The sequence below is a fragment of the Microbacterium sp. 22195 genome (assembly GCF_052056515.1).
In the GTDB taxonomy this organism is placed as follows: domain Bacteria; phylum Actinomycetota; class Actinomycetes; order Actinomycetales; family Microbacteriaceae; genus Microbacterium.
Genome location: NZ_JBQEPE010000001.1, coordinates 949798 through 976074, shown reverse-complemented (window position 1 = coordinate 976074; position 26277 = coordinate 949798). Strand labels below are relative to the sequence as shown.

Annotated in this window: 28 protein-coding genes; 18 read left to right on the top strand and 10 right to left on the bottom strand. The window is 70.1% G+C overall.

Features of this window, described 5'->3' with window-relative positions:
* Positions 1 to 17: 17 nt before the first annotated feature.
* Genes ACTJJ4_RS04860 through ACTJJ4_RS04850 form a run of 3 tightly spaced genes read right to left on the bottom strand, consistent with a single transcriptional unit; the run spans position 18 to position 2900 of the window.
* Positions 18 to 617, bottom strand: a complete 600-nt coding sequence (locus ACTJJ4_RS04860) for an ankyrin repeat domain-containing protein (RefSeq protein ID WP_440942249.1) — start codon at positions 615 to 617, stop codon at positions 18 to 20.
* Entirely contained in the window at positions 614 to 1933 is a 1320-nt protein-coding gene (locus ACTJJ4_RS04855) for a purine-cytosine permease family protein (protein ID WP_440942248.1), read from the bottom strand. Before ACTJJ4_RS04855 ends, ACTJJ4_RS04860 begins: the two co-directional genes overlap by 4 nt.
* Positions 1926 to 2900, bottom strand: coding sequence for a DUF2877 domain-containing protein (locus tag ACTJJ4_RS04850; RefSeq protein WP_440942247.1), 975 nt, complete (start codon positions 2898 to 2900; stop codon positions 1926 to 1928). The genes ACTJJ4_RS04855 and ACTJJ4_RS04850 overlap by 8 nt, the downstream gene beginning before the upstream one ends.
* Positions 2901 to 3042: 142 nt before the next feature.
* Here ACTJJ4_RS04850 and ACTJJ4_RS04845 point away from each other — a divergent pair, with 142 nt between their 5' ends.
* From ACTJJ4_RS04845 to ACTJJ4_RS04835, 3 genes are all read left to right on the top strand, one after another.
* Positions 3043 to 3999, top strand: coding sequence for a carbamate kinase (locus ACTJJ4_RS04845; RefSeq protein ID WP_440942246.1), 957 nt, complete (start codon positions 3043 to 3045; stop codon positions 3997 to 3999).
* A gap of 35 nt (positions 4000 to 4034) precedes the next feature.
* Complete coding sequence (locus tag ACTJJ4_RS04840; RefSeq protein ID WP_285633550.1) at positions 4035 to 4709, top strand: GntR family transcriptional regulator; 675 nt, start codon at positions 4035 to 4037, stop codon at positions 4707 to 4709.
* An 87-nt stretch (positions 4710 to 4796) separates the two neighbouring features.
* Positions 4797 to 6020, top strand: coding sequence for a pyridoxal phosphate-dependent aminotransferase (locus tag ACTJJ4_RS04835; protein ID WP_440942245.1), 1224 nt, complete (start codon positions 4797 to 4799; stop codon positions 6018 to 6020).
* On the opposite strand, the gene ACTJJ4_RS04830 is transcribed toward ACTJJ4_RS04835, so the two are convergent.
* Both ACTJJ4_RS04830 and ACTJJ4_RS04825 read right to left on the bottom strand, forming a co-directional pair.
* Positions 5968 to 7170, bottom strand: a complete 1203-nt coding sequence (locus tag ACTJJ4_RS04830; RefSeq protein ID WP_440942244.1) for an AAA family ATPase — start codon at positions 7168 to 7170, stop codon at positions 5968 to 5970. The two genes, ACTJJ4_RS04835 and ACTJJ4_RS04830, sit on opposite strands and share 53 nt — an antisense overlap.
* The gene (locus ACTJJ4_RS04825) at positions 7167 to 7781 is read right to left on the bottom strand and encodes an SAF domain-containing protein (RefSeq protein ID WP_440942243.1); all 615 of its coding nucleotides are present in this window, start codon (positions 7779 to 7781) and stop codon (positions 7167 to 7169) included. Before ACTJJ4_RS04825 ends, ACTJJ4_RS04830 begins: the two co-directional genes overlap by 4 nt.
* 97 nt (positions 7782 to 7878) lie before the next feature.
* Between ACTJJ4_RS04825 and ACTJJ4_RS04820 the strand changes: the two genes are divergently transcribed.
* Positions 7879 to 8157, top strand: a complete 279-nt coding sequence (locus ACTJJ4_RS04820) for a helix-turn-helix domain-containing protein (protein WP_285633538.1) — start codon at positions 7879 to 7881, stop codon at positions 8155 to 8157.
* Positions 8158 to 8201: 44 nt separating this feature from the next.
* Here ACTJJ4_RS04820 and ACTJJ4_RS04815 read toward each other — a convergent pair whose 3' ends face one another.
* Positions 8202 to 8804 (bottom strand): hypothetical protein, encoded by a 603-nt coding sequence (locus tag ACTJJ4_RS04815; protein ID WP_440942242.1) that lies wholly within the window; start codon positions 8802 to 8804, stop codon positions 8202 to 8204.
* 157 nt (positions 8805 to 8961) lie between these two features.
* Here ACTJJ4_RS04815 and ACTJJ4_RS04810 point away from each other — a divergent pair, with 157 nt between their 5' ends.
* Both ACTJJ4_RS04810 and ACTJJ4_RS04805 read left to right on the top strand, forming a co-directional pair.
* Positions 8962 to 9354 carry an Rv3235 family protein gene (locus ACTJJ4_RS04810; protein ID WP_292701939.1) on the top strand — a complete coding sequence of 131 codons (393 nt, stop codon included), beginning with the start codon at positions 8962 to 8964 and terminating at the stop codon, positions 9352 to 9354.
* Between the two features lie 52 nt (positions 9355 to 9406).
* The gene (locus ACTJJ4_RS04805; protein WP_440942241.1) at positions 9407 to 10879 is read left to right on the top strand and encodes a sensor histidine kinase; all 1473 of its coding nucleotides are present in this window, start codon (positions 9407 to 9409) and stop codon (positions 10877 to 10879) included.
* A gap of 64 nt (positions 10880 to 10943) precedes the next feature.
* On the opposite strand, the gene ACTJJ4_RS04800 is transcribed toward ACTJJ4_RS04805, so the two are convergent.
* Positions 10944 to 11192: a WhiB family transcriptional regulator gene (locus ACTJJ4_RS04800; protein ID WP_071641453.1), complete on the bottom strand. Its 249-nt coding sequence runs from the start codon at positions 11190 to 11192 to the stop codon at positions 10944 to 10946.
* 206 nt (positions 11193 to 11398) lie between these two features.
* On the opposite strand from ACTJJ4_RS04800, the gene ACTJJ4_RS04795 reads away from it, so the two are divergent.
* Positions 11399 to 11809, top strand: a complete 411-nt coding sequence (locus tag ACTJJ4_RS04795; RefSeq protein WP_440942240.1) for a hypothetical protein — start codon at positions 11399 to 11401, stop codon at positions 11807 to 11809.
* 12 nt (positions 11810 to 11821) lie between these two features.
* Here the strand turns inward: ACTJJ4_RS04795 and bcp are convergent, their stop codons facing one another.
* The 3 genes from bcp to aroA are packed head-to-tail and all read right to left on the bottom strand — an operon-like array spanning position 11822 to position 14673.
* Positions 11822 to 12298 carry a thioredoxin-dependent thiol peroxidase gene (gene bcp, locus ACTJJ4_RS04790; protein WP_440942239.1) on the bottom strand — a complete coding sequence of 159 codons (477 nt, stop codon included), beginning with the start codon at positions 12296 to 12298 and terminating at the stop codon, positions 11822 to 11824.
* A 9-nt stretch (positions 12299 to 12307) separates the two neighbouring features.
* On the bottom strand, positions 12308 to 13351 hold the full coding sequence (rsgA, locus tag ACTJJ4_RS04785; protein WP_440942238.1) for a ribosome small subunit-dependent GTPase A: 1044 nt from the start codon (positions 13349 to 13351) through the stop codon (positions 12308 to 12310).
* A complete protein-coding gene (aroA, locus tag ACTJJ4_RS04780) occupies positions 13348 to 14673 on the bottom strand; it encodes a 3-phosphoshikimate 1-carboxyvinyltransferase (RefSeq protein WP_440942237.1) in 1326 nt (441 codons plus the stop codon). The genes rsgA and aroA overlap by 4 nt, the downstream gene beginning before the upstream one ends.
* A 50-nt stretch (positions 14674 to 14723) precedes the next feature.
* Between aroA and ACTJJ4_RS04775 the strand changes: the two genes are divergently transcribed.
* From ACTJJ4_RS04775 to ACTJJ4_RS04725, 11 genes are all read left to right on the top strand, one after another.
* Positions 14724 to 15392 carry a sigma-70 family RNA polymerase sigma factor gene (locus tag ACTJJ4_RS04775; protein ID WP_292701968.1) on the top strand — a complete coding sequence of 223 codons (669 nt, stop codon included), beginning with the start codon at positions 14724 to 14726 and terminating at the stop codon, positions 15390 to 15392.
* Positions 15389 to 15634 carry a zf-HC2 domain-containing protein gene (locus tag ACTJJ4_RS04770; protein ID WP_285633503.1) on the top strand — a complete coding sequence of 82 codons (246 nt, stop codon included), beginning with the start codon at positions 15389 to 15391 and terminating at the stop codon, positions 15632 to 15634. The genes ACTJJ4_RS04775 and ACTJJ4_RS04770 overlap by 4 nt, the downstream gene beginning before the upstream one ends.
* A gap of 55 nt (positions 15635 to 15689) precedes the next feature.
* Positions 15690 to 17000 carry a GNAT family N-acetyltransferase gene (locus ACTJJ4_RS04765; RefSeq protein WP_440942236.1) on the top strand — a complete coding sequence of 437 codons (1311 nt, stop codon included), beginning with the start codon at positions 15690 to 15692 and terminating at the stop codon, positions 16998 to 17000.
* A 281-nt stretch (positions 17001 to 17281) separates the two neighbouring features.
* The gene (locus tag ACTJJ4_RS04760) at positions 17282 to 18811 is read left to right on the top strand and encodes an ABC transporter substrate-binding protein (RefSeq protein ID WP_440942235.1); all 1530 of its coding nucleotides are present in this window, start codon (positions 17282 to 17284) and stop codon (positions 18809 to 18811) included.
* Positions 18812 to 18852: 41 nt separating this feature from the next.
* The gene (locus ACTJJ4_RS04755) at positions 18853 to 19857 is read left to right on the top strand and encodes an ABC transporter permease (protein ID WP_440942234.1); all 1005 of its coding nucleotides are present in this window, start codon (positions 18853 to 18855) and stop codon (positions 19855 to 19857) included.
* A complete protein-coding gene (locus tag ACTJJ4_RS04750; RefSeq protein WP_440942233.1) occupies positions 19850 to 20878 on the top strand; it encodes an ABC transporter permease in 1029 nt (342 codons plus the stop codon). Before ACTJJ4_RS04755 ends, ACTJJ4_RS04750 begins: the two co-directional genes overlap by 8 nt.
* Entirely contained in the window at positions 20875 to 21807 is a 933-nt protein-coding gene (locus ACTJJ4_RS04745; RefSeq protein ID WP_440942232.1) for an ABC transporter ATP-binding protein, read from the top strand. The genes ACTJJ4_RS04750 and ACTJJ4_RS04745 overlap by 4 nt, the downstream gene beginning before the upstream one ends.
* On the top strand, positions 21804 to 22661 hold the full coding sequence (locus ACTJJ4_RS04740) for an ABC transporter ATP-binding protein (RefSeq protein ID WP_292702012.1): 858 nt from the start codon (positions 21804 to 21806) through the stop codon (positions 22659 to 22661). Before ACTJJ4_RS04745 ends, ACTJJ4_RS04740 begins: the two co-directional genes overlap by 4 nt.
* An 85-nt stretch (positions 22662 to 22746) precedes the next feature.
* Positions 22747 to 23892, top strand: a complete 1146-nt coding sequence (locus tag ACTJJ4_RS04735; RefSeq protein WP_440942231.1) for an ROK family transcriptional regulator — start codon at positions 22747 to 22749, stop codon at positions 23890 to 23892.
* A 36-nt stretch (positions 23893 to 23928) separates the two neighbouring features.
* On the top strand, positions 23929 to 25185 hold the full coding sequence (locus ACTJJ4_RS04730) for a family 4 glycosyl hydrolase (RefSeq protein WP_440942230.1): 1257 nt from the start codon (positions 23929 to 23931) through the stop codon (positions 25183 to 25185).
* Positions 25182 to 26189, top strand: coding sequence for an N-acetylglucosamine kinase (locus tag ACTJJ4_RS04725; RefSeq protein WP_440942229.1), 1008 nt, complete (start codon positions 25182 to 25184; stop codon positions 26187 to 26189). The genes ACTJJ4_RS04730 and ACTJJ4_RS04725 overlap by 4 nt, the downstream gene beginning before the upstream one ends.
* Positions 26190 to 26277 lie beyond the last annotated feature (88 nt).

Genomic DNA, 26277 nt, shown 5'->3' with positions numbered 1-26277 from the left:
TGTCCTTTCGGGGAGTCTTAGGCGTGCGCCTGGTCGAGGATGGCGGCGATCTCGGTGAACCCGCGCTCGCGCGCGAGGTCCGCCGGGGACACGCCCCACTCGTTGGTCATGCCGGGCTTGGCGCGGTGCGCGAGCAGCAGCCGCACGATCTCCTGGCGGACGGGGCCGCCGTCGCCGAGGATGATGGTCTCGATCAGCGCGGTCCAGCCGAGGTTGTTCGTGAGGTTCACGTTGATGCCGGTGTTCTCCAGCAGGTAGCGGACGACCTCGATGTGGCCCTTCTCGGCCGCAGGCGTCAGGCCGTTGCCGCCCATGCGCGTCAGGCGCGTGAGGTCGGCGCCCGCCTCGACCATGATCTTCACGAGCTCGAGGTCGTCGGTGATGCAGCCGAGCAGGAACGGGTTGGAGCAGGTCTGGTCCTGGGCGTCGATGTCGACGCCCTCCGCGATGAGCGCGCGCACCACCTCGAGGTGCCCGCCCCGGGCCGCGTGCAGGATCGCGGTCGCCTCCTCCCAGTCCACGGCGTTCTTGTCCGCGCCGTCGGCGAGGGCGGCGCGCACGCCGTCCAGGTCGCCGGCGGCTGCGGCATCCAGATAGCGCTGGTCTGCGTCTGTCATCGGGTGATCTCCTTCTTGGGGGTGAACTGCTCCATGGCGAGGTATGCGAGGCATCCCACGACCAGGCCGACCACGGCATCCGAGAGGGCCGGGGCGAAGAAATGCGTGATCAGGGCGGAACCGGCGCCGATGGCCCACGCGATCAGGGCGCTGACGCGGAACCGCTGCTCCGGGCGACCGGCGTTGCGGCGGCCGAGGATGATCTGGTCGGCGATCAGCACGGCGCCCAGGGGCGGGACGAGCACGCCGAGCAGCGCGAGCCAGTTGGCGAAGTACTGCCATGCGCCGAGCACGGCGACGATCACGCCGATGACGCCGAGGATCAGCGTCAGCACGCGCATCTTCGACCGGGTCAGGTGCGACCAGCCGAGGGCGCCGTTGTACAGGCAGTGCGTGCAGACGGATCCGAGGTTGATCACCACGAACAGCAGCAGGAACACGTTCAGCAGGGGGTTGCCCGTGCCGGTGAGGATGGGCGCGAAGTTTCCGCCGTTCACGGCGGGCAGGGCGATCGCGCCGGCGGCGACGAGGACGCCGCCGCTGAGCTGGGCGACCAGGCTCGCGATCGGGAACGCGGTGACCGTGGCCAGCACGGCCTCCTTTCCGTTGCGTGCCCAGCGCGCGAAGTCGGCAGTCATGGTGCCGGAATCGGCGAAGGTCGCCATGATCGCGGTGACGGCCACGCCGAAGGTCATCGCGTCGTTCACCTTCTCTCCGCCATAGCTCAGCACCGCCGAGAAGTCCGCGGTCTGCGAGGCGATGACCACCGCGACGATCACGGCGATGATGAACAGCGGGGCGGCGATGGTGCCGAGCACCGACAGGGCGCGGATGCCGAGGTAGGTGACGGCGATGAACACGATTCCGGCGACGGCGGCGACGAGCATCTCGTTCCAGCCGAACGCCTCGCTGAGGGTCGCGCCGGTCGCCCCCGTGTTGAAGGCGAACCAGCCGACGACGACCGTGGACAGGAAGCCGGAGGCGATCGCGTAGCCCGCGGTGCCGAAGGTCTCGATCGCCTGCAGCGAGAAGCTCTTCCCGGTGCGGCCGGCTCGCCAGCTGAGCAGGCTGACGTAGACGAACATGATCGCGTTGGCGACGAGGATCGCGCCGACGCCCTGCCAGAAGCCGAGCATCGCGACGACCAGGCCGCCGGGGACGGCGTTGGTCAGGATCATCGGGAACCCGAACCAGACGGCCGAGACCGTGAACAGTGACTTGCGGTGGCTCTCCGGGACCGGCTCGCGCTCGAACTCGTCGGATGCCGAGGCATCCGATGCGGTCGCCGCGGCGGTGCCTGCAGCTGAATCAGTCAAGAGGGATCCTCGATTCCGTCGGAGGGGTGGTGGCTGCGCTCCGGGAGGCGCGGAGCGACCTCTCGACGTCGAGCGCGAGCCGGATGCCGGTGAGGATGTCCGCACCGGACGTGTGGCCGATCTCGAGGATCGCGGAGGCGACGGAGCGCATGCGATCGAGATCACCGGAGACGAGGGAGCCGGCCAGTTCGTGCAGGCTCTGGCGCGCACGGCCTTCGGCGGCGTGCGACAGGGTGACGTGACTGAGCAGGCCCGTGGAGGTCCGGCCGTCGCGGATGGCGGCGGCGAGGGACGGCAGGCGGCGGCTCAGCAGCGCTCCCGGCTGGGCGGCGAGGAAGACCAAGCCGGTGAGGATGTCGTCACCGGAAGGGGTGAGGCCCTCGCCCAGTCCGATCAGCGAGTTCGCGGCCGCCTGCACGACCCGCCCGTCGCCGTGGAGGAGCTCGCGGCGCAGCTGCGCTGTTCGGGTCACCAGGAGCTCCTGCGCCGCATGTCCGAAGGGCGTGACGGGCTCGGACGCCCGGAATCCCTCGAGCACGGCCAGGGCAGCTGTGAGCTCGTCGACGCCGAGCCGCTCCAGATCGGATGCCGGGGCGGTCCAGGCGCGTGCGCCGGTGAGGGACACGACCACGTCGTGGCCGTCGGCCGCGAGCACGATGCGATCCACGGAGACGTCGACGGGGGAGTCCTGCGTCACGCCCAGCCGTCGCCAGTCCTCGACGGGGACCCGGACCGTGGCGGGCGCATCATCGATGTCGAGGCTCGCCAGCGCGACCAGGACGTCGTCGATGAGGACGTTGACCACCCGGCGGTGCACCGAGTGCACGTGAGCCGGGGTGCCGGCGGAAAGCGCAGCGGCGCGCGTGCCATCGGCGAACGCGCGCTCTGCTGCGCATGAGAGCGTCTCCTCAAGCGCAGCATCCCAACTGGCCGCCGTCACGGCGACCGGGATTGCGACGGGGGTCATCGTCTTCTCTCCATGACGGTCGTCTCGTGGATGTGCGATGCGGCCCGTCTTCACTTTGTGTCTCCCCAGGTATACCATTCAAACGGATGGAATACCATTCCTAAATTTGGAATACCAAAAGTCTTCTACTGAAGGAGTAAACATGCGCGTCGTAGTGGCCCTCGGGGGCAACGCCCTCGCCCGTCGTGGTGAGCCGATGACCGCCGAGTTCCTGCGCTCGAACGTGAAGTCGACGTGCGAATCGCTGGCGAACCTGGCCCGGGACAACGAGGTCGTCATCACCCACGGCAACGGCCCGCAGGTGGGTCTGCTCGCCCTGCAGAACCTGGCCTACCAGGACGTCGCCGCGTACCCCCTGGACATCCTCGGTGCCGAGACCCAGGGCATGATCGGCTACGTCGTCCAGCAGGAGCTCTCGAACGCGCTGAACGGCGAGCGCGAGGTCGCCGGCATCATCACGACCACGGTCGTCGACGAGAACGACCCGGCCTTCTCGCGTCCCACCAAGCTCATCGGCCCGACCTACTCCGCGCACGACGCCGCCGAGGCCGCTGCCGAGTACCGCTGGACCATCGCCAAGGACGGCAGCGCCTTCCGCCGCGTCGTCCCCTCCCCGAATCCGATCTCGATCGTGCAGGCCCCGCTGATCCGTCGCCTGCTCGAGGCCGGCAGCCTCGCCGTGTGCGTCGGCGGTGGCGGCGTGCCGGTGCGCGAGGACTCGAAGGGGCGTCACGTCGGCGTCCAGGCGGTGGTCGACAAGGACCTCGCCTCGGCCGCCCTGGCAGCCGACATCGGCGCCGACACCCTCATCCTGCTCACCGACGGCGACTACGTCAGCGAGAACTGGGGCACCCCGGAGCAGCGCGACATCCACACCGCTTCCGTCGACGCGGTCGCGGCGATGAAGTTCGCCGAGGGCTCCATGCAGCCGAAGATCGACGCCGCGATCCGCGTCGGCCGCGCCGGTGGCCGCACGCTGATCGGTCCGCTGGACCGCCTCGACGACCTCCTGGCGCGCCGGATCGGCACCGAGATCGTCCCAACGCTCGAAGAGGGCATCCGCTGGGTCGAGAGGACGCCCGCCGGCAAGAAGGCCTGACAGGCTTCTCGCCCCCGGCGTGCGAGGATGAATGCGTGAGCAGAGCAGAAGAGCGTGAGCTCGAGTCGACGAGGGTCACCGCGTGGTTGCGCGACGCGATCATCATCGGCGAGCGTGCTCCGGGCAGCAAGCTGATCGAGCGCGACCTCGCGGCCGAGATCGGTGTCAGCCGCGTGCCCGTCCGCGATGCACTCAAGGTCCTCGAGGCCGAGGGGCTGGTCGAACTGCGACCGCGCACCTGGGCCATCGTGCGCGAATTCACCGCCGCAGACCTGGCGGACCTCGACGAGGTCCGCCAGGTGCTCGAGCCGATGGCGTTCCGCCTCGCAGCGGAGCGCCATCGCCGAGACGGCCTGGAGCGGCTGCGCGCCGCGCTGGAGGACGAGCAGGAGAGCGCGCGCAGCGCCGACCAGCTGATCTCCCGCCGCGCGGCGGCCGACTTCCACGAGATCGTCGTGGATCTGGCCGACAACCGCCTGCTCACCGACCTGATGGGCGGCATCCGCAGCCGGCTGCGCTGGGCGCTCGCGCAGCACGACGACCTGCATCACATCGCCGAGGAGCACGTCGCGCTCTACGAGGCGATCCGGGACCGCGACGGTGCCCGCGCCGCGGATCTCGCCTTCCGGCACGTCGAGAGCAGTCGGCTCGAGCGCATTGCGCACACCGAGGCGCTGCGCACCTCCTCGATGCCCGTCATCGCAGACTGAACGACGACCGCTCCGTCGTCCTCCAGGCGACCCCGGCGGTGCGGAACGGTGGCGAGCCGGCCTCTGCGCTGTCGGTATCCTTGGCAGATGACCCGCCGAACCCTGGACCAGTCGTCCAAGCTCAAGAACGTCCTCTACGAGATCCGTGGCAAGGCACTGGTCGAGGCGGCGCGTCTGGAGGCGGAGGGGCACCAGATCCTCAAGCTGAACACGGGCAACCCGGCGGTCTTCGGTTTCGAGGCGCCGCACCAGATCGTGCGCGACATGCTCGCCGCGCTCCCGACGGCGCACGGCTACAGCGAGAGCAAGGGCATCATCTCCGCCCGCCGTGCGGTGGTCAGCCGCTACGAGGAGATCCCCGACTTCCCGCGCTTCGACCCGGACGACGTGTTCCTGGGCAATGGCGTGTCCGAGCTCATCACGATGGTCATGCAGGCGCTGCTCGATCAGGGCGACGAGGTCCTGATCCCCGCGCCGGACTACCCGCTGTGGACCGCCATGACCTCGCTGGCCGGCGGCACTCCGGTGCACTACGTGTGCGACGAGGAGAACGGGTGGCAGCCCGACCTCGAGGACATCCGCTCGAAGGTGACGCCGCAGACGAAGGCGATCGTCATCATCAACCCGAACAACCCCACCGGCGCGGTGTACTCCCGCGAGGTGCTCGAGGGCATCGTGCAGATCGCGCGCGAGAACCAGCTGCTGCTGCTCTCGGACGAGATCTACGACCGGATCCTCTTCGACGACGCCGTGCACACGCCGACGGCGACGCTCGCTCCCGATCTGCTCTGCCTGACGTTCAACGGACTCTCGAAGACCTATCGCGTCGCCGGCTACCGCTCGGGCTGGCTCGTGATCACCGGCCCGAAGTCCCATGCTCGGGGCTTCCTCGAGGGGATCACCCTGCTGGCGTCGACGCGACTGTGCCCGAACGTGCCCGCGCAGCATGCCGTGCAGGCGGCGCTGGGCGGTGTGCAGTCGATCGACGCGCTGATCGTTCCGTCCGGGCGCCTGCACGAGCAGCGCGACATCGCCTGGAAGGGACTGGAATCGATCCCGGGCGTGAGCTGCGTCAAGCCGGAGGGGGCCCTCTACGCCTTCCCGCGCCTCGACCCCGAGGTGCACGACATCCGCGACGACGAGAAGCTCGTCTACGACCTGCTCGTCTCCGAGAAGATCCTTCTGGTGCAGGGGACCGGCTTCAACTGGCCGAACCCCGACCATCTGCGCGTCGTCACCCTCCCCGAGGCGAGGGTGCTCAGCGAAGCCGTCGAGCGGCTCGGGAACTTCCTCGCGAGCTACCGCCAGTAGCCGCTTCGGCGCGTGCGCCCAGCGATGAGGCGATGCGACGCACGGCCGTGACCAGCGGCGAACGCGGCGCCACGTCGGCGATCGCGCGCGCGTGCAGAGCCGCGGCATCCGCTGCACGCTGATCCTCGGGGACGAACGCGACCTCGTCGATCCCCGCGAAGCGGTCCAGCGTGCGCCGGATCTGCCCGCGCGCGTCGATGCCCAGCGGACCGGGACGCACGCGGTTCGCGACCACAGTGACCGGTGTGCCGCCCAGCACGTGCCTGAGCTCGGCGTGGGCGCGGATGAACCGGCTCACGCCGAGGGGGTCGGCGGAGAGCACCGCCACCACTGCATCGGCCTCCAGCAGGGCGGCGGCGGTCGCGGCGTGCCGGGCGGGCGCACCCGGGTCGAGGCCGTCATCGTCCGCATCGAGCTCCGCGGCGACGTCGACGACGGTCTCGTCGGTCCAGTTGCGGCAGGCCGCCAGCGTCGCTCGCACTCGACCCGCGCCGAGCTCCGGCCAGCGACTGGGCCTGTTCAGCCCGCTGAGCACCTCGAGCGTGCCGCCGGAGGTCTCGACAGGGCTCGACAGCCGGGAGAGCTCGGCGACGTCCAGAGTCCCCAGCTCGGCCCGACGGCATGCGGCGGCGAGACCGGGAGCGTCCTCGCCCAGTCCGAGCACGAGCGCGAGGGACGGCGCCACGCTGTCGGCGTCGACGAGCGCCGTGCGCCGCCCCGCCCTGGACAGCTCCACCGCGAGCTGGACGGCGATCGTCGAACGGCCGGGAGCACCGTGCGGACCCCAGACCGCGATCACACGTGACGGCCGGCCGGTCGGGGCACCGGGCGAGCCCGCTGCCAGCGCTTGAAGCACCTGCGCCGCCGATGTGCCGTAGGGGAGCGGTGCCGGCAGACCGAACCTCGTCGCCAGCCGGGTGTCGGCGTCGCCGACGGGCAGAACCCGCACGCCCGTGCGATCGCACGCGCCGATCAGCTCGGCGGTCAGCGTCGACCGCGTGGGCGCGATCAGCAGGGCATCCGCTCCGTCCAGCGCGGCGGCCGTCAGCTCGGACGCGTCCAGTCGTCGCACGTCGACGCCCTCGAGCTCCAGATCGGAGGCCAGCATCGAGGCCTCGGCGTCCGGTGCGCAGAGCAGGATGCTGGTCACGAGCCCGCCCCCGCGGGGATGATCGAGATGACGGAGCCGCCCGTGATCGCAGCCAGCACCTCTGCGACGTCCGCGCGGTCGATCACCACCTCCACGTCGGTGCGGTTCTCGCTGAGCATGCCCTCCGCCTCGGCGACCCTGCCGATGACCGCATCGCCGACGAGCACGCGCGGGGCGTCGCGAGTGCGGCCGTCATCTTTCAGCGGCGCCTGCCAGAGCTCCACCGCACTGCCCGCCACCACGCCAGCGGGAATGGCCGTGCTGCTGACCACGATGGTCGTCGTGCGGGACGCTTCCCGGTCGCCGATGCTCGCCGAGGGCACCAGCTCGCCCTTCGGCACGGTGCGCGTCGCGACCGCACCCGACTTCAGCTCCTGCGGAGCGAGATAGGCGTCGACGACCCCGCCCAGGCCCACCTCGACGACCTGGAAGTCCGCGGCACTGACGCTCTCGCCGGGCAGCACGGTGCGCGTGGCCTGGAGCACCGGCGTCGTCTGGCGCGAGGAGGACACCAGCATCCAGACCCCGGCGATGGAGACCGCGACCAGCACGAGGCCGATCAGAAACCGGAGATCGCCGAAGAACGGGCGGTGTGCACGCGAGGACATCATGCACACATCGTCACAGATTCGATGAAGGTGCCCGAAAAGTTATCCACAGGGCCGATTCTCAGGGGCGTGAGCCGCCCAGGCAGGGGAGAATGAACGCATGCCCGAAGCATCCGACATGGCTCCGCGCTTCCTCGCGCCCGCGCAGGTCGCCGAGCTGCTGAGCATCGAGGTCGATGAGGTCATCGATCTCGTGCAGCAGGGGCGCCTGCGGGGCTCGCAGCTGGGTTCGCCGCCGCGCTGGCGGGTCGAGGAGGCCAGCCTCGCCGACTACCTCGAGGAGCAGTCCGAGGATGCCAGACGCCAGGCGCTGTGGCGCCAGGCCAACGAGGCGAGCTTCCCCGAGCTCTGGGGCACCACTCCGTACCGTCGCAGTTGACCGGCGCCGCGCCGCGCGTGAGGCGCCGGGATCCGGCGCGCCTCTCATGATGCCGCCGTCTCGCCGCTCTCGACCCTGATCCAGACCAGCGAGTCGAAGGGGATCACCCGGAAGCCGCGCACCGATCGCGTGCGGCGGACCTCACCGGCGTCATGCAGCGCGAGGTCGAGATGATCGGCGCCGGCGCGGTCGATCGTGCCGTGCTGCGGATCGGTGCCGCGTCGGGCCACCGTCACCGGGGTGCGTCGCCGGGCGAGGTCGCGCAGCACGAAGCCGAGCGTCATCCGCTCTCGCATCGTGGGGGCGGATGCTGCGGCATCCGTGCCGAGCGAGGACAGCAGCGTGCCGTGATCGACGCCGATCGCCGAGACGGCTGCGACGGGCAGGATGCGCAGTCGCGGGTCGGAGGGGAGCACGACGCCGATCCAGTCGGCGCCGATGGCGTGCACCGTGCACTCCCAGCGCTCACCGTCGGCCGGTTCCAGCACCATTCGGATGCGCTCGTCGGCGATCGCGCGGAGTCTGTCGCGCAGTGTCAGCTTCGAGATCCGCAGTCGCTCCGACTCGGCATCCAGTGCGGCGCGCTCCGCCTCCCACTCGGCGGCGAGCTGACCCTCCAGGTCGGCGAAGAGGTGATCCCATTCCACCCGAATGAGCGTAGGCGACCCGAAACGGGCGTGCGCGAGTTATCCACAGATCGGTGCCCGCGACTTCCCTGAGACCGTCGCGCGTGCTGTACTGCAAGGAGTTCGAGCCGATATGCCAGCATGCACGACTGCCACGACCCGGGGGGATCGCGGAACCATGACGACGACGTTGACCGAGTACTTCGCACCGCAGCCGACTCCGAGCGCCGCGCTTCCCGATCCTGTCCCGCTGCTCCGCAGTCTGACGAACGGGGCGCTGGAAGTGCTCGCCGGCATCCGCAAGGTCGACCAGCTGGCGCGCTGGCTCAGCGAGGACGCGTTCCGCGCGCTGGCCGCACGGGCGAACCTGTCGGCGCGTGCGCGCAGCGCTCGCGGCATCGCCCCGGCGCGGCCGAACTTCCAGATCCTCTCCATCCGCGTCACGGAGCCGGTCGACGGCATCGTCGAGGCGGTCGTCATCGTCGCCGGGCCCGGCCGGACGCGTGCGGTCGCGGTGCGGCTGGAGGGTCTCGACGGCAGATGGCGGGCGAGCTCGTTCGCCGTGCTGTGACGCGTGCGCGGCGGACGCGGTCGGCGCCGAACGCCCCCAGTAGGCTGAGGGAGTGTCAACGCTCAGTGATCTCGTACACGCCCAGGGCCGCCTGAACGACGCGGATGTCGAATGGCTGCATCGCCTCGCGGGCGACGGGCAGCTCCTGGCCGACCTCGCCTCCGCGGACATCGTGATGTGGATCGAGACCGCCGACGGCTCCTTCATGGCCGTCGCGCACTCCCGGCCCAGCGGGGCGGCGACCCTCTTCTACCGCGACATCGTGGGGGAGAAGGTGCGTCCGCAGTGGCGCACGCAGGTGCAGTCGGCGTTCGAGTCCGGCGAGATCGTCGATTCCTCGTCACCGGACTGGTTCGAGGAGACGCCCACGCGCGTGCGCGCGGTGCCGATCAAGCGCAAGCACGACGGCGGCGCCATCGTGGGCGTGATCACCCGGCACACCAACCTGGGCGAGGCGCGGATGCCGTCCCGCCAGCAGATCAGCTTCGACGAGTGCGCGAACGACCTGTTCCGCATGATCGCCTCCGGCGAGTTCCCGGATCTCGCGGCGCCGACCGCGCCCCGGCGCGGCGCGCCCCGTGCATCCGACGGCCTCATCCGGCTCGACGTCGACGGCATCACCACCTTCGCGAGCCCCAACGCGCTGTCGGCGTTCAACCGGATGGGGTTCGACGACGAGCTCGAGGGCGAGTCGCTGGCCGAGGTGACCACGCGGATCGTGCCGCCCTCGCGTCAGGTGGACGAGTCGCTCCCCGTGGTCGTGACCGGCCGCGCACCCTGGCGCACCGACATGGAGGCTCGCGGGGTGACGGTGTCGCTGCGAGCGATCCCGCTGAAGGACCACGGCACCCGGATCGGGGCGATCGTGCTGTGCCGCGACGTGTCGGAACTGCGTCACCAGGAGCAGGAGCTCATCACCAAGGACGCGACGATCCGCGAGATCCACCACCGAGTCAAGAACAACCTGCAGACGGTGGCCTCGCTGCTGCGCATCCAGGCGCGCAGGACACGCTCCGACGATGCCAGGGACGCGCTGACCCAGGCCATGCGCCGCGTCGAGTCCATCGCCGTGGTGCACGACACCCTCGCCAGCGGCCTGTCCCAGACCGTCGACTTCGACGAGGTCTTCGACCGCGTGCTCAAGCTCGTCGCCGAGGTGGCCGCCGCCCCGAACACCCGGGCGCGGACGCAGCTCGAGGGGCGCTTCGGCGTGCTGCCCAGCGAGTACGCCACACCGCTCGCGCTCGCGCTGACCGAGGTCGTGACCAACGCCGTCGAGCACGGCCTCGCGGGGCAGGAGGGCATCGTCCGCATCGAGGCTACCCGCACGTCCGAGCTGCTGACCGTGACGGTGACCGACACCGGGCACGGCCTTCCCGAGGGGCGGGTCGGCCAGGGGCTCGGCACGCAGATCGTGCGCACCCTGATCCAGGGCGAGCTCAGCGGCACGATCGAGTGGAAGGGCACCGAGGGCGAGGGCACGCAGGTGACCATCGCGATCCCCATGCGGTGGATCGCCGCCTGACGAGCATGCGAGAAGCGCCGGCCCCGAAGGGGACCGGCGCTTCTCGCGTCTGGTGCGAGGGAGTTCAGCCCGCGCGGCGCGCGCGTGCGGCGCGGCGCTTCAGCGCACGGCGCTCGTCCTCGGAGAGACCGCCCCACACGCCCGAGTCCTGGCCGGACTCCAGGGCGTACTGCAGGCAGATCTCGGTGACGGTGCAGGTGGCGCAGACGGCCTTCGCCTTCTCGATCTGGTCGACCGCGGGGCCGGTGTTGCCGACCGGGAAGAACAGTTCGGGGTCGACGGTAAGGCAGGCCGCTTTGTCGCGCCAATCCATGGATGGCTCCTCAGAGATAGATGTTCGGTGTGGTGGCCGCAGATGCGGCACTCGAGTTCGGGAAGCGGATCGGGAGTCAGCTACCCTGGTCATGCGGGTGTTGCACCCGCCCCACTCCGATGTGGGAGCACATGGCTTTGTCTATTCTGTTACATGGAATGTGCGAAATCAAGGGTTTTTGTGACATTCATCCCTGAGGAGTTCCCGTGCGCCGATCCGGCCCCGCCGCCATCGCAGCCGTCGTCCTGGGACTCGAGGGCGTCGCACTCGCGGTGATCAGCCTGATCGAGCTTTTCGCCCTCGGCGCCGGTGATGCGTCGTCCGCGGCGAGCGGGATCGCGCTTATCGGACTGACCTTGATCGGCGCCGCCGCGCTGATCGCCTTCGCCTTCGGCGTGGTGCGCCGTGCGTCGTGGGCGCGTTCGGGCGGCATCGTGTTCCAGGTGCTGGGGATCGCCCTGTCGCTGGCGGCGCTCACCATCCGGCCCACGCCCTGGACGTTCGTGCTGGTCCTCGGGATCGTGGGCGTCGTGGGGCTGGTCACGCTGATCGCGACGGTGCGCCGGGAGGGCGCTGACGATCCCCGACTGCAGGGGCGTTCGTCCGACGACGAGTGAGGATGCCCGCGCTCAGGCGTCCACGCCGAGCGCTTTGCGCAGCCGGGCGACGTGGCCGGTGGCCTTCACGTTGTACTGCGCGAGCTCGATGACGCCCTGCTCGTCGATGACGAAGGTCGAGCGGATGACGCCCTCGATCACCTTGCCGTAGTTCATCTTCTCGCCCCACACGCCGTAGGCGGTGTGCACGGCGTGGTCGGGGTCGCTGAGCAGCTCGAAGGTGAGGGCATCGCGCTCCTGGAACTTCTTCAGCGTGGCGGGCTCGTCCCGCGAGACGCCGACGACCGTGTAGCCGGCACCCTGCAGGGAGGAGATGCTGTCGCGGAAGTCGCACGCCTGCGTCGTGCAGCCGGGCGTCATTGCCGCCGGGTAGAAGTAGAGGATGACCTTCTTCCCGCGCAGATCGGAGAGCGAGACGCTGGTCCCGTCCTGATCGAGCAGGGTGAAGTCGGGGGCGGGGGTACCGGGTTCCAGGCGCGTCGTGGTCACGCCACCAGCCTATCCGCCGAACGTCTCCAGCAGACGCTGCAGCGACTCGAGGCGAGCGCGTCCCGCCTCGCTCAGGGTTCCGTCCGCCGCGGCCAGGTTCAGCGCGCAGTCCTCGGCGTCGGGCAGGTGCGTGCAGCCGCGCGGGCAGTCCTCGGCGATCTCGGCGAGCTCGGTGTACGCCGCGAGGATGTTGGCGCGGTCCACGTGCCCGAGCCCGAACGAACGCACGCCGGGGGTGTCGATCACCCAGCCTCGCCCGGTATCCGCGACATAGCGCAGCGAGACCGTCGACGACGACGTGTGCCGTCCGCGGCCGGTGACCTCGTTGACGTGCCCGGTGGCCCGGCCCGCTCCCGGGACCAGCGCGTTCACCAGCGTCGACTTGCCCACGCCGGAGTGGCCGACGAACACCGTGGAGTGGCCGATGAGGGCCGCGCCGATCTCGTCCACGGGCATCTGCCCGCGGGCGCTGGTGAACACGGTGAGGTCGAGGCCGTCGAAGTGCGACAGGAAGTCCGACGGATCGGCGAGGTCGGTCTTGGTCACGACCAGGAGCGGGCGGATGCCGGCATCCAGGGCCGCCACGAGATAGCGGTCGACCAGACGGGCGCGCGGCTCCGGGTCGGCCGCAGCGACGACGATCAGCATCTGGTCGGCGTTGGCGACGATGACCCGCTCCACCTGGTCGGTGTCGTCGGCGCTGCGGCGCAGCAGCGAGGTGCGATCGACGATGCCCACGATGCGGGACAGCGTCCCTTCATCGCCCGAGGTGTCGCCGACGACCCGGACCCGGTCGCCGGTGACGATCGGCGTGCGGCGCAGCTCGCGCGCGCGGGCCGAGGTCACGGTGCGCTCATCGGCCCGGTCCTCGCCGATCAGCACGCTGTACCTGCCGCGGTCGACGCCGAGGATGCGACCGATCTCGGCGTCCTCATGTGCAGGGCGCCGCTTGGTGCGTGGCCGGTTGGCCTTCGGGTTCGGACGCGACCGGATGCTGCTCTCGTCGAACTCCTCGAAGTCGGAGTCCTCGTCGTCGTCGCCCAGCCAGCTCACGCGGTGGCGCCCGTCAGCATCCGCTCCCAGAGCATCGTGAACTCGGGAAGGGTCTTCGCGGTGGTGCCGATGTCGTCGATCTCGACGCCGGGCACCCGGAGTCCGATCAGCGCGCCCGTGGTCGCCATCCGGTGGTCGTGATGTGCGGGCCACACGGCGCCTGTCAGAGGGGCGGGGGTGATGCGCAGGCCGTCGGGCAGTTCCTCGGCCTGGCCGCCGAGGGCGCGCAGGTTCCCGACGAGCGCGGCGATGCGGTCGGTCTCGTGCCGGCGGATGTGCGCCACCCCGCGGATCGTCGTGGGGCCGTCGGCGAACGCCGCGAGTCCGGCGATCGTCGGCGTCAGCTCGCTCGCCGCGGACAGGTCGATGTCCAGTCCGCGGATCCCGTCACCCGCCCTGACGGTGAGTGCACCCGCGTGCCGGCTGGTGTGCGCGCCCATGGCGTGCAGGATCTCGGGCAGCAGCGCACCCGGCTGCGTGGAGTGAAGCGGCCAGCCCGCCACCGTGACCTCGCCACCTGTGACCATCGCCGCGGCCAGGAACGGGGCCGCGTTGGACAGATCCGGCTCGATCGCCACGTCCTTCGCGCGGGGGACCCCGGCCTCGACGAGCCATTCGCCGACGGCGGGACGCTCGATGCGGATTCCGCGACGGCTGAGCGACTCGATGGTCATGTCGATGTGCGGGAGGCTGGGGAGGTGCTCGCCGGTGTGGACGAGGTGCAGACCGACGTCGAATCGCGGCGCCGCGAGCAGCAGGCCCGAGACGAACTGACTCGAGCCCGAGGCGTCGATCTCGACCCGGCCGCCTCGGATGCGACCGTGCCCGCGCACCGTGAACGGCAGCGACCAGGTGCCCTCGTCGTCGATGTCGACGCCCAGATCGCGCAGGCCCGTGATGAGTGCGCCCATCGGGCGATGCAGCGCGGTCTCGTGCGCGGTGAGATGCACGTCCTGCGCGGCGAGGCCTGCCAGCGGGGCGATGAAGCGCATCACCGTGCCGGCCTGGCCGCAGTCGATGGTGACGCCGCCCTTCAGAGGAGCCGGGGTGACGAGGAGGTCGGGGCCGAACTCGCCGTCGGAGGCGACCTCCTCGACGCCGACGCCGAGCAGCCGGAGCGCCTCGATCATGCGACGCGAGTCGTCCGAGTGCAGCGGCCGCAGCAGGTGGCCGGGTCCGTCGGCGATGGCGGCGATCATCAGCTCGCGGTTCGTCAGCGACTTCGAGCCGGGGATCGTCACGGAGGCGTGCACGGGGCGTCCGCTCTCCGGCGCGCGGTACGCACCGCGGGCGGGGGCGGGGGAATACCGGTCAGTGCTCATCGGTTCTAAGCCTAGTGAAGCCTGCGACACACGGAGAGAAGAGGTGACGGATGTCCGCGACGCTGACGACGGATGCTGTCGACTCCTCCGCTGAGGAGGTGCTCGCCCGCCTAGACTGGCCGGTGATGGACGAGACGACAACCGCGGACCCTCGACGGGATTTCGAGGAGCAGGCGATCCCCTTCATGGATCAGCTCTACGCGGCGGCGATGCGCATGACGCGCAATCCCGCCGATGCGGCTGACCTCGTGCAGGAGACCTTCGTGAAGGCGTACGGGGCGTGGTCCTCGTTCACGCAGGGCACGAACCTGAAGGCGTGGCTGTACCGCATCCTGACGAACACCTACATCAACATCTACCGCAAGCGTCAGCGCGAGCCCTTCCAGGGCACGATCGACGACCTCGAGGACTGGCAGCTGGGCGGGGCGGAGTCGACCACCGCATCCCACAGCCGCTCGGCCGAGGCCGAGGCGATCGACCGGATGCCGGCCTCGGCCGTCAAGGACGCGCTGCAGCAGGTGCCCGAGGACTTCCGCCTCGCGGTGTACCTCGCAGATGTCGAGGGGTTCTCCTACCAGGAGATCGCCGACATCATGAAGACCCCCATCGGCACCGTGATGAGCCGCCTGCACCGTGGCAGGCGCATGCTCCGCGAGCTGCTGGCAGACTATGCCGCCGAGCGAGGAATTGCGGCGGCTCAACCGAGGAGCACGAAATGACCGACTGCGGCTGCGAGAAGGCGCGAGCTGACCTGGAGGAGTACCTCCGCAACGAGATCTGCACGACCGAGCATTCCGAGATCCGCGAGCATCTGGAGAACTGCGAGTTCTGCCGGAGCGAGGCGCTGGTCGCGACGACGCTCACCGAGGTCGTCGCGCGGGCCTGCAAGGAGAGCGCTCCGGAAGAGCTGCGCGAGCAGGTCTTCGCGCGTCTGCGTGCCGCCCAGGCCGCCGCGCACTGACCGTTCCGCCGCGCTGCACCGACCCGTTCCGCTGCCCGCTGAGTAGTCTGGGCGAGTGAACTCCGTCGACGCCCGCACCGTCCCTGCCGATCCCGAGTCCGCGCGGAGGCTGCGAGAGCAGGGCTTCGACTACCGCGTCGTCGACATCGCCGACTACGGCTCCGCCGTGGCGTTCGCGCAGGCCGCCGAGCGCGGATTCCTGGGCGGTGCGCCCTCCGATGCGGAGATCGAGCGCATGCGCGAGACGTGGCAGGAGCGCCGCAACGTCGGCGTGTACGAGGCGGATGCGGTGGCCTCGGCGCTGCCGGTCGGCACCGTGAACTCCTGGGTCGCATCGATGTCCCTTCCCGGCGGTGACGCGGGGAGGGCGATCCCGATGTGGGCGATCAGCATGGTCACGGTGGCCGCGACGCATCGTCGGCGCGGCATCGCCCGGGGACTGCTGGAGGGCGAGCTGCGCGCCGCGGCATCCGCGGGAGTCCCGATGGCCGGGCTGACCGTGACGGAGGCGACCATCTACGGCCGCTACGGCTTCGGGCCGGCCGTGCCGGTGTCGCGCATCGCAGTGGACGCGCGCACCTCGGGCTGGCGGGCGCCGCAGGCGCCGGGAAGGCTCGAGTACGTCGGCCTCGACCAGCTCGCGAGGGAGCTCGGGGAGCTCCACGAGCGCGCCCGCTTCGCGCGGGCCGGACAGATCGCGGGCTGGCGCGGACGCTGGCTGGGTCAGGCGGGACTGGGTGCGGGCTCCAAGAAGGATGCCAACGCGCGCGGCGTGCACTACCGCGACGTCGACGGCGTCGTGCGCGGTGCGATCGCGTACACGCTGAAGGAGCTCCCCGGATCGTTCCGGAACAGCATGACCGTCCGCCAGCTCGTCGCCGAGACCGACGAGGCGCTGAGCGCTCTGTGGGGCTTCGCAGTGAATCACGACCTCGTCGATCGGATCGAGGCCGATCTGCGTCCCGTCGACGATCCGGTGGTGCGCCTGGTCGCGAATCCGCACGCGGTGGACGTCACGGTGCGGGACCACGGCTGGCTGCGCATCCTGGACGCGCCCGCGGCACTGCGTGCGCGCCGCTATGCGGCATCCCTCGACACGGTGATCCGCGTCGAGGACGGGTACGGCTTCGCGGACGGCACGTGGCGGCTGAGCGTCGACGCGGCCGGCGCTGCCGAGCTGGAGACGACGGATGCCGCGCCCGACGTCGCGCTCGATGTCGCGACGCTGTCCAGCGCCTATGCCGGGGGAGTGCCGCTCACCCAGCTCGCCGCGGCCGGCCGGGTGCAGGGCGACGCGGCGTCCGTCGCAGCTCTCGGGCGAGCCCTGCACGCGGACCCGGCGCCCACGCTCAGCATCTGGTACTGAGCCCGCAGGCAGGGGCCCTGCGGACTTCTCTGCAGAAATCAATTGGAAAGGTCTTTACCGGAAAGAACCTTTACTATAACCTCGCTTCTGGCGGAGTCCTCTCCGCGCGCTCGACAAGCCGACGAAGCACTTGAGACGAGGTCCCCATGCACGACATCCGGTGGAGGAAGACGATTCCTCTTGTCGCAGGCACTGCCGCGCTCGCCCTGGCACTGGGAGGATGCGCACCTTCAGGCGCTCAGCCGACCGGCGAACGGCCGCTGCGTGTCTGGTCGGGGTCGATGACCCCGATCGCGAACAACTTCAACCCCTTCGCCGTCGACACCGCGGCGCACCTGACGTTCGGCGCGATCTACGAGCCGCTGTTCTTCTTCAATCAGCTCTCCGCCGAGGCTCCGGTCGGCCTCATCGGCGACTCCTTCGAGTTCAACGACGACGGCACGGTGCTCACGATCAGGATCAAGCCGGACCAGAAGTGGAGTGACGACGCCGACCTCACCGCCGAGGACGTGGCGTTCAGCCTCGGCTACGGCTCCAATCGCGACCCGGACACGGTGTCGGTCGAGGCGAAGGACGCGACCACCGTGATCGTGACGTACTCGACGCCCAAGTTCACCGCCGCCTCGATGATCCTCGGCGCGACCTTCATCGTGCCCGAGCACATCTGGTCCAAGATCACCGACTACATGTCGGAGACCAATCCGAAGCCCGTCGGATCCGGGCCGTACGTCCTCAAGACCTTCACCGACGCCGCCTACACGCTCGAGGCCAACCCGCTCTTCCGCGAGGGCGCGCCCGACATCAAGAAGGTGCAGGACGTCGGCATCGACTCCAACCAGTCCGCCGAGGACCTGCTGAAGACCGGCGAGCTCGACTGGGTCGGGCAGTTCGTGGCCAATCCGGACGGCGTCACCGGCAGCGGCAGGGTCGCCACCATGAACCAGCAGCAGGACCCCACCGTCATCATGACCTGCGCCGATGCGGCCCTCGGCTGCAAGGGCGCGCAGACCGATCCCGCGGTGCGCCAGGCGCTCAACGCCGCGATGGACCGGGCATCGATCAGCAAGAAGGCGTTCGCGGGCCTCGCGGGGGAGTCCAGCCCGAGCTTCGCCCTGCTGCCGCGGGACGAGAAGTGGCTGAGCGACCCGTCGCTCGCGACCAGCCCGCAGCGCGCCGATGCCGCCGAGGCAGGCCGGATCCTGGAGGCCGCCGGGTACACGAAGGACGCCGACGGCTTCTACGGCAAGGACGGCACCGCCATCGAGCTCGACCTGTTCTCGCCGGACGGCTGGACCGATTACAACGACGCGGCGAAGCTGATCGCCGCTCAGGCGGCCAAGGCCGGCATCAGGGTCAACGCGCGCACGGTCTCCGAAGCCGAGTACTGGACGCCGGTCTCCAACGGCGACTTCCAGCTCGCGCTGTACGGACTGACGCAGTCCCTGGTCGCCGACCCCTTCTCGAACTACGACCAGTACTTCGCCACGGGCGCCACGGCGAAGGTCGGCGAGATGCCGGCCAAGGGGCAGAACTACGCCCGCTACAGCAACGCCGATGTCGACGCGGCCGTCGCCGCGGCCGGCGCGACCCAGGACGAGGGCGTCAAGAAGGAGGCGTACGCGAGGATCCAGGCGCAGATCGCGCAGGATCTGCCGTACATCCCGGTGGTGCTCAACGCCTCGCAGGCGTTCTACAACACCGCCGAGTTCGCCGGCTGGCCCACCGCCGACGACCTGTACGCGAACCCGCTTCCGTACCTGTCCACTGCCTCCGCCGTCATCCTGACGCACCTGCATCCGGTCGAGAAGTAGGAGCGCCCTCACATGGTTCGGGTCCCGAGGAGGGGGAGCGCATGAGGTTCTGGACGCGTCGAGTCGTCTTCTACGTGATCACGCTCTGGGCCGCCGTCTCGCTCAATTTCCTCCTGCCGAGGATGATGCCGGGCGATCCTGCGGCGATCATGATCGGCAAGCTGCGCCGGGCCAGCGGCGGACGCCAGCTCTCGGAGGCCACGATCACGTCGATCCACGCGCTGCTGGGCACCGGGAAGGACACCAGCCTGTGGGACCAGTACCTCGTCTACTGGGGGCGGATGCTGCAGGGTGACCTCGGCGTCTCGTCCACGCGTTATCCCGCATCGGTGGGCGACCTCATCGCCGACGCGCTGCCGTGGACAGTGACCCTGGTGGGGACGGCGACCGTGATCTCCTTCGTCATCGGGATCGTCGCCGGAGCCTGGGCCGGATGGCGTCGGGGGACCTGGGTCGATCAGCTCGTGCCCGTGACGACGTTCCTGCAGTCCATTCCGTACTTCTGGCTCGCCCTGGTGCTGGTCGCCGTCTTCTCGGTGCAGCTCGGGCTGCTGCCGATCTTCGGCGGCTACGGCGTGTTCGAGTATCCGGCGGGCCCGGAATGGAGCCTCGGCTTCATCGGGAGCGTCGTCGTGCACGCGCTGCTGCCTGCGACGACGATCGTGATCTCGTCGGTGGGTGGATGGCTGCTGGGCATGCGCAACATGATGGTGCAGGAGATGGCGGAGGACTACGTCCTCACCGCCGAGGCAAAGGGGCTGCGGCCGTCTCGGATCCGCCGCGCCTACGCCGCGCGGAACGCGGCCATCCCGAGCCTGGCGGGATTCGGCATCGCGCTCGGGTTCGTCGTGGCCGGGTCCATCGTCACCGAGCAGGTGTTCAGCTACCCCGGCATCGGCAAGCTGATGATCCAGGCCGTGCAGGGACTGGACTACGCGCTCATGCAGGGCGTGTTCCTGGTGATCACCCTCACGGTGCTCGCCGCCAATGTGCTCGTCGACCTGCTGTACGGGTTCATCGATCCGAGGGTGCGGAGAAATGGCTGAACTGATCGAGGCGCCGACGGGCGCACACACCGACGCGGGCACGTACGACGCACCCGCGGACACGCACGCCGTCGCCGTCGCGCGGATGGGCCGCTCCGGGCGCGTCCTGCCGAGGATCACCGGCAAGCTGCTGAGCGGTCTGACCATCATCGGCGCGATCGCGCTCTTCGGTCTGCTGGGTCCGCTGGTCGTGGGGGATCCGCACGATGCATCCCACGAACCGCTGCTCCCGCCGTCTCCCGCGCACCTGCTGGGCACGACCAAGCTCGGTCACGACGTGCTGGCGCAGATCGCGACGGGCACGCAGGGGTCGCTCTTCGTCGGACTCGTCGCCGGGCTGGTGGCCCTGCTGCTCGCCCTGGTGTTCGGCGTGCTGGCCGGATACTTCGGCGGCGCCGTGGACGAGGTGCTGATGCTGATCACGAACATCATGCTCGTCATCCCGGGGCTGCCTCTGGTGATGATCATCGCCACCTACGTGCAGCACACCGAAGGGCTCGGAGCGCTGGCCCGCAGCTCGCTGCTGGTGGCCCTGGTGCTCGGCATCACCGGATGGGCGGGATCTGCCGTGGTGCTGCGCGGGACCGCGAGGTCCCTGCGCACACGGGACTACGTCGCGGCATCCGTCGTCGCGGGGGAGCGTCCGCTGCGCATCATCTTCGTGGAGATCCTGCCGAACCTCGTGCCGCTGCTGGCGGCTCAGCTGATCTTCGGCGTGATCTTCGCGGTGCTCGGCGAGGCCGGTCTGTCCTATCTGGGTCTCGGCCCGACCGGGTCGATCACGCTGGGCACCGTGCTGAACGACGCGCAGACCGGACAGGCGGTCGGCAGCGGTGCATGGTGGTGGTTCGTGCCGCCGGGCGCGATCATCGCCCTGATCGGGACGGGGCTCTCGCTGATCAACTTCGCGATCGACGAGATCGTGAACCCGAAGCTGCGGCTCGCACCGGCTGCCGCGCGCAGGCAGCACCGCGCCCAGCGCGCCGAAGCGGCCACCAGGGGAGAGGAGGTGGCGGCATGACCGACCTCATCACCGCGCCCGTCGCGGAGCCGGTCGTCGCGTCTGTGGATGCCGAACCCGTTCTCACGGCCCGCCATGTGACGATCGAGTACGAGGTGGATCCGCCCGTCCAGGCGGTCCGCGATGTCTCGCTGACGCTGAACCGCGGCGAGATCCTGGGCCTCGCGGGAGAGTCCGGATGCGGCAAGACGACCCTCGCGTACGGGCTCAACCGGCTGCTGAAGGCGCCGGCGCTGATGACCTCGGGCGAGATCGTCTTCCACGATCGATCCGGCGCGGACATCGACGTCGCCGCGCTGGGCGGTGAAGCGCTCCGGGCGTTCCGCTGGGACAAGATCTCGATGGTCTTCCAGGGCGCGATGAACTCGCTCAACCCGGTGATCACGATCCGCGCGCAGATCTTCGACATCTTCGACACCCACCGGCCCGGCATGTCGCGGCGGGACAAGCAGACACGCGCCGAGGAGCTGCTGACGCTGGTGGGCGTGGAGCCGGCTCGGCTCGCCAGCTTCGCGCACGAGCTGTCCGGCGGCATGCGCCAGCGCATGATGATCGCGATGGCGCTCGCCCTGGATCCGCAGGTGATGATCATGGACGAGCCGACCACGGCGCTGGACGTCGTGGTGCAGCGGGGGATCATCCGCGAGATCATGCGGCTGCGCGAGAAGCTCGGCTTCGCCGTGATCTTCATCACCCACGATCTTCCGATGCTGATCGAGATCAGCGACCGCATCGCGGTGATGCTGGACGGACGCATCGTCGAGCAGGGCCCCGCCGAGCAGATCTACCGCGCACCCGAGCACGAGTACACCCGGCGGCTTCTGTCGAGCTTCCCGAGCCTGAGGGGGCAGCGGGGCGGATTCGTCCGCGCCGGTTCAGGCGTCATGGGCGCGGAAGCGGCCGGACCGACCGGAGAGGGGTCGCGATGAGGACGACGGATGCCGGAGCGCAGCCGCCGACGCTGGAGGCCAGGGGCCTGGTCAAGGACTTCCATCTGCGTTCGGGAATGCGTACGACCGTGCTGCACGCGGTGAAGGACGTCTCGTTCACACTCGAAGCCGGGAGGACTCTCGCGCTTGTCGGCGAATCCGGCAGCGGGAAGTCGACGATCGCGCGGATGCTGATGAAGCTGGAGAACCCCACCAGGGGGCAGATCCTCCTCGACGGGCGGCCGACCGGGCGCGGCGGGTGGGCCAGAGCCGCGTATCGCTCCGAGGTGCAGATGGTGTTCCAGGATCCGTTCGCGTCGCTGAACCCGTTCCACACGATCATGCATCACCTGGAGCGCCCGCTGCGGATCCATCATCCGGGGCTGTCCGGGACGCGCGTGCGCGAGCGAGCGCTCGAGCTGCTGGAGCGGGTGCGGCTGTCTCCCGCGGAGTCGTTCATCGATCGCAGGCCGCACGAGCTCTCCGGAGGCCAGCGGCAGCGGGTCGCGATCGCCCGCGCGCTCGCTCCCGGTGCACGGTTCATCGTGGCGGACGAGCCGGTGTCGATGCTCGACGTGTCGATCAGGCTCGGCGTGCTGAACCTGCTGGCCGACCTGCAGCGCGAGGACCGTCTGGGCGTGCTGTACATCACCCACGACCTCGCCACGGCTCGCCACTTCAGCGACGAGATCATGGTGCTCTACAAGGGCGATGTCGTCGAGCGCGGCCCGGCGGACCAGGTCATCCTCGACCCGAAGCACGAGTACACCAGGACGCTTCTCGCCGCCGCGCCCGAACCCGAGAATCTCGGACGGCTGCGCGACGAGGTGCGCGCGGAACTCGCCGCCGGCTGACGGCCGATCCGATTCTCTTCCCGCCACCGGCGACAGGTCCGGCTGCGGTGTCCCCGTACGACGTCGAACCCTGAGAGGAGCACTCATGTCGCAGATCGACCCGGGCACGTCCGCGTGGCTGCGCACGCGGAACGACCGCGAGGCGCTCCACCTGTTCCTCGAGCACGGAGCACTCACCCGGACGCGGCTCGGCGAGCTCTCCGGGATGTCCAAGCCCACCGCGACGCAGATGATCTCGCGGCTGGAGAGCGCGGGACTGATCGGGCCGGTGGGCGAGGTCGCCGGCAGTCGCGGCCCCAGCGCCGTGAGCTGGGGCGTGCGGAGCGACCGCGTCGCAGGCGTGGCGGTGAGCATGCTCGAGGACTGCATCCAGGCGGTGGTCGTCGACGCGCTGGACCGCAGGCATCCGATCGTCGAACTCGAGGTGCGCGGCGAACCGCGCTCGCCGGAGCGCGACATCGACCGCGCGATCGACGCGGCGTGCGCGGCGTCCGGCATCGAGCGGCGCACCGTGGAGGTGGTGACCGCGGGCGTCCAGGCCGCGGTGAGCAGCGAGTCCGACGCCCTCTCCCTGACCGACTCCCTTCCCGGATGGCCCTCTGTCGGCGCCCGTGCGCGCATCGAGTCCGAACTCGGCATCGCCGTCGTGCTGGAGAACGACGTCAATCTCGCCACCATGGCGGAGCGGGCCTTCGGCGTCGCGCAGCAGGCGGGCAGCTTCGCGCTGCTGTGGCTGGGGGTCGGACTGGGTGTCGGCGTCGATCTGGGCGGCCGGATCCACCGCGGGGCCCACGGCGGGGCCGGTGAGATCGGCTACCTCGTCGTGGCCGGACGCTCACAGCGCAGGGGCGCGGTGACCACGCAGCTGCTCGGTTCGGACAGCATCCTCGCGCTCGTCGACGCGCCGGCGGGCACGCGGTACCCGGAGGGCATCGCCGCCCTCGCGCATCATGAGCCGGCGCTGCGGACGGTCGCGGCGCGCATCGCCATGACGGTCGAACCCGTGCTCGCCGTGCTCGACCCCGAGCTCATCGTGCTCGGCGGACCGACGTCCCTGGCCGGTGGCGAGCGGCTCGCCGAGCTGGTCGCCGACGAGCTGCGCAGCGACGAGCGGCCCGACGCAGACGTGCGCCTGAGCGTCACCGGCGACAGCTCGGTGCTCGCGGGCGCGAGACGGCTGCTCGTCGAGCAGATCCGCACCCGACTCGAAGACCGAATCCCCACCTGGTGAGCCACGGCCCAACCGGTACCAACACAAGGAGAGCACATGAAACTGGCCATCGTCGGCGGCGGATCGACATACACGCCCGAACTCATCGACGGCTTCATCCGCCTGCAGGCCGAACTGCCGATCGACGAGCTCGTCCTGGTCGACACCGACCCGTCGCGACTCGAGCTCGTCGGCGGGGTGGCGAAGCGGATGCTGGTGCGCGGTGGTCACCCGGCTCGGTTCAGCACCACGGATGACCTCGTCGCGGGGGTCGCGGATGCGGATGCCGTGCTGATCCAGCTGCGCATCGGCGGGCAGGACGCCCGTGAGCAGGACGAGAGCTGGCCGCATGACGCGGGCTGCATCGGCCAGGAGACCACCGGGCCGGGCGGTCTCGCGAAGGCGCTGCGCACGGTGCCCGTCGTGCTCCGGATAGCCGAGACCGTGCGCGCGCACGCCAAGCCGGATGCCTGGATCGTCGACTTCACCAACCCGGTGGGCATCGTCACCCGGGCCCTGCTGCAGGCAGGACATCGCGCGGTGGGCCTGTGCAACGTGGCGATCGGCTTCCAGCGCCGCTTCGCGGCCGAGGCCGGGGTCTCGCCCGATCGCGTGGCGCTCGGGCACGTCGGGCTGAACCACCTCACCTGGGAGCGCGGGGTCTTCATCGACGGCGTCGACACCCTGCCGCAGGCCCTGCAGGGCGATCTGCAGGAGCTGGCCGACGACGTGCAGCTGGCGCCCGCGCTGCTCGCGCAGCTGGGGATGATCCCCTCGTACTACCTGCGCTATTACTACGCGCACGATGAGGTGCTGCATGAGCAGCTGCACAAGTCCACCAGAGCGCACGAGGTCCGCGCGATCGAGCAGGAACTGCTGGCGCTGTATGCGGACAGCAGCGTCGACACCAAGCCCGAGATCCTGGAGCGCCGCGGCGGCGCGTACTACTCCGAAGCCGCGATCGAGCTGCTGCTGGCGATCCGCGGTAGGTCCGAGCTGCCCCGCGTGGTCAATCTCCGCAATGACGGCGTGCTGCCCTTCCTCCCCGACGATCACGTGATCGAGGTGCCGGCGCGGCACGTCGACGGACGCTTCGTGGCCGAGCCGGTCGCTCCGCTGCCCGATGACATCCGGGGACTCATCAGTGCGGTAGCGGGCTACGAGCGGCTCGCGCTGGATGCGGCCGTGAACGGCGGCCGCGACCGCGTTCTCCATGCCATGCGATCGCATCCGCTGGTGCTGCAGCACGACCGCGCGGAGAAGCTCACCGACCTGCTGATGGCGGCGAACTCGCGCTTCCTGGAATGGGCATGACCATGGCGGCGGATCTGGTGATCGCGGTCGACGGCGGAGGCTCGAAGACCGACGTCGTGCTGCTCGATCTGAGCGGCAGGATGCTGGGCTGGGAGCGCGGCTCGGGGTCGAGCCCGCAGGTGGAGGGACTGACGAACTCGGTGCGCGTCATCGACGGTCTCATCGACCGCGTGCTCGACGGGCGGGACCCGAGGCGGCTCGCGCAGGTCGGGGTGTACCTTTCCGGTCTGGACCTGGACGAGGAGATTCAGGCCTTCCGTGCGGCCATCGCCCACCTGCCCTGGGCTGCGAGGCCTACGGTCGCGGAGAACGACCTGCACGCCCTGCTGCGCGCCGGCACCGATTCGCGCAATGCCGTGGCCGTGATCTGCGGCACCGGGATGAACGCCATCGGCGTGCGCGAGGACGGGGCCGACGTGCGCTTCCTCGCCCTCGGGCCGCTGTCAGGGGACTGGGGCGGCGGGACGGAGCTCGGCGCCGCCGCGCTCTGGCACGCCGCCCGTGCGGAGGACGGACGCGGGCCGCGGACGGAGCTGCTCCCGCTGCTGCTGGATGCCGTCGATGCACCGAGCGTCGGCGCGATGATCGAGGACGTGCATCTGGGGCGGCGCGAGGGCGACCGCCTCGGCTACCTGGCGCCTCTGGTCTTCCGTGCCGCGGCAGACGGCGACGTCGTCGCGCAGGGGGTCGTGCGGCGACAGGCGGATGAGGTGGTCGCCTACGCCCACGCCTGCATCCGGCGGCTCGGACTGCTCGAGGTCGACGTGCCCATCGTGTTCGGCGGCGGAGTCGCTCGAGCCAGGGACCCCCTGCTGCTGTCCGGGATCGAGGAGGGGATCTCCACGCGGATTCCCCGCGCGTCCCTGACGATCGTCGATTCCCCGCCCGTGCTGGGCGCGGCGCTGCTCGCGCTCGAGCAGGTGGGCGTCGGCATCGACGCGCTGGCCGGGGTGCGCACGGAGCTGGAATCGGACGAGAGGTTCACCCGGCCCGTGCTGCTCTGAGCATCCCCTCGTCGCCTTCCGGTCGCGTTCCGACGCAATCCGGCCATTCCTCGCACGTCAGGGTCGGCCGGGGTCTCGGTGTCCGCGG

Coding starts and splice junctions, on each gene's coding strand:
- ACTJJ4_RS04835 (WP_440942245.1), top strand. CDS start 4,797: ATGACCCGCCGAACCCTGGACCAGTCGTCCAAGCTCAAGAACGTCCTC.
- ACTJJ4_RS04820 (WP_285633538.1), top strand. CDS start 7,879: ATGCCCGAAGCATCCGACATGGCTCCGCGCTTCCTCGCGCCCGCGCAG.
- ACTJJ4_RS04740 (WP_292702012.1), top strand. CDS start 21,804: ATGAGGACGACGGATGCCGGAGCGCAGCCGCCGACGCTGGAGGCCAGG.
- ACTJJ4_RS04860 (WP_440942249.1), bottom strand. CDS start 617: ATGACAGACGCAGACCAGCGCTATCTGGATGCCGCAGCCGCCGGCGAC.
- ACTJJ4_RS04825 (WP_440942243.1), bottom strand. CDS start 7,781: ATGATGTCCTCGCGTGCACACCGCCCGTTCTTCGGCGATCTCCGGTTT.
- ACTJJ4_RS04745 (WP_440942232.1), top strand. CDS start 20,875: ATGACCGACCTCATCACCGCGCCCGTCGCGGAGCCGGTCGTCGCGTCT.
- ACTJJ4_RS04730 (WP_440942230.1), top strand. CDS start 23,929: ATGAAACTGGCCATCGTCGGCGGCGGATCGACATACACGCCCGAACTC.
- ACTJJ4_RS04850 (WP_440942247.1), bottom strand. CDS start 2,900: ATGACCCCCGTCGCAATCCCGGTCGCCGTGACGGCGGCCAGTTGGGAT.
- ACTJJ4_RS04755 (WP_440942234.1), top strand. CDS start 18,853: ATGAGGTTCTGGACGCGTCGAGTCGTCTTCTACGTGATCACGCTCTGG.
- ACTJJ4_RS04725 (WP_440942229.1), top strand. CDS start 25,182: ATGACCATGGCGGCGGATCTGGTGATCGCGGTCGACGGCGGAGGCTCG.
- ACTJJ4_RS04810 (WP_292701939.1), top strand. CDS start 8,962: ATGACGACGACGTTGACCGAGTACTTCGCACCGCAGCCGACTCCGAGC.
- ACTJJ4_RS04735 (WP_440942231.1), top strand. CDS start 22,747: ATGTCGCAGATCGACCCGGGCACGTCCGCGTGGCTGCGCACGCGGAAC.
- ACTJJ4_RS04775 (WP_292701968.1), top strand. CDS start 14,724: ATGTCCGCGACGCTGACGACGGATGCTGTCGACTCCTCCGCTGAGGAG.
- ACTJJ4_RS04750 (WP_440942233.1), top strand. CDS start 19,850: ATGGCTGAACTGATCGAGGCGCCGACGGGCGCACACACCGACGCGGGC.
- ACTJJ4_RS04800 (WP_071641453.1), bottom strand. CDS start 11,192: ATGGATTGGCGCGACAAAGCGGCCTGCCTTACCGTCGACCCCGAACTG.
- ACTJJ4_RS04845 (WP_440942246.1), top strand. CDS start 3,043: ATGCGCGTCGTAGTGGCCCTCGGGGGCAACGCCCTCGCCCGTCGTGGT.
- ACTJJ4_RS04770 (WP_285633503.1), top strand. CDS start 15,389: ATGACCGACTGCGGCTGCGAGAAGGCGCGAGCTGACCTGGAGGAGTAC.
- aroA (WP_440942237.1), bottom strand. CDS start 14,673: ATGAGCACTGACCGGTATTCCCCCGCCCCCGCCCGCGGTGCGTACCGC.
- ACTJJ4_RS04760 (WP_440942235.1), top strand. CDS start 17,282: ATGACCCCGATCGCGAACAACTTCAACCCCTTCGCCGTCGACACCGCG.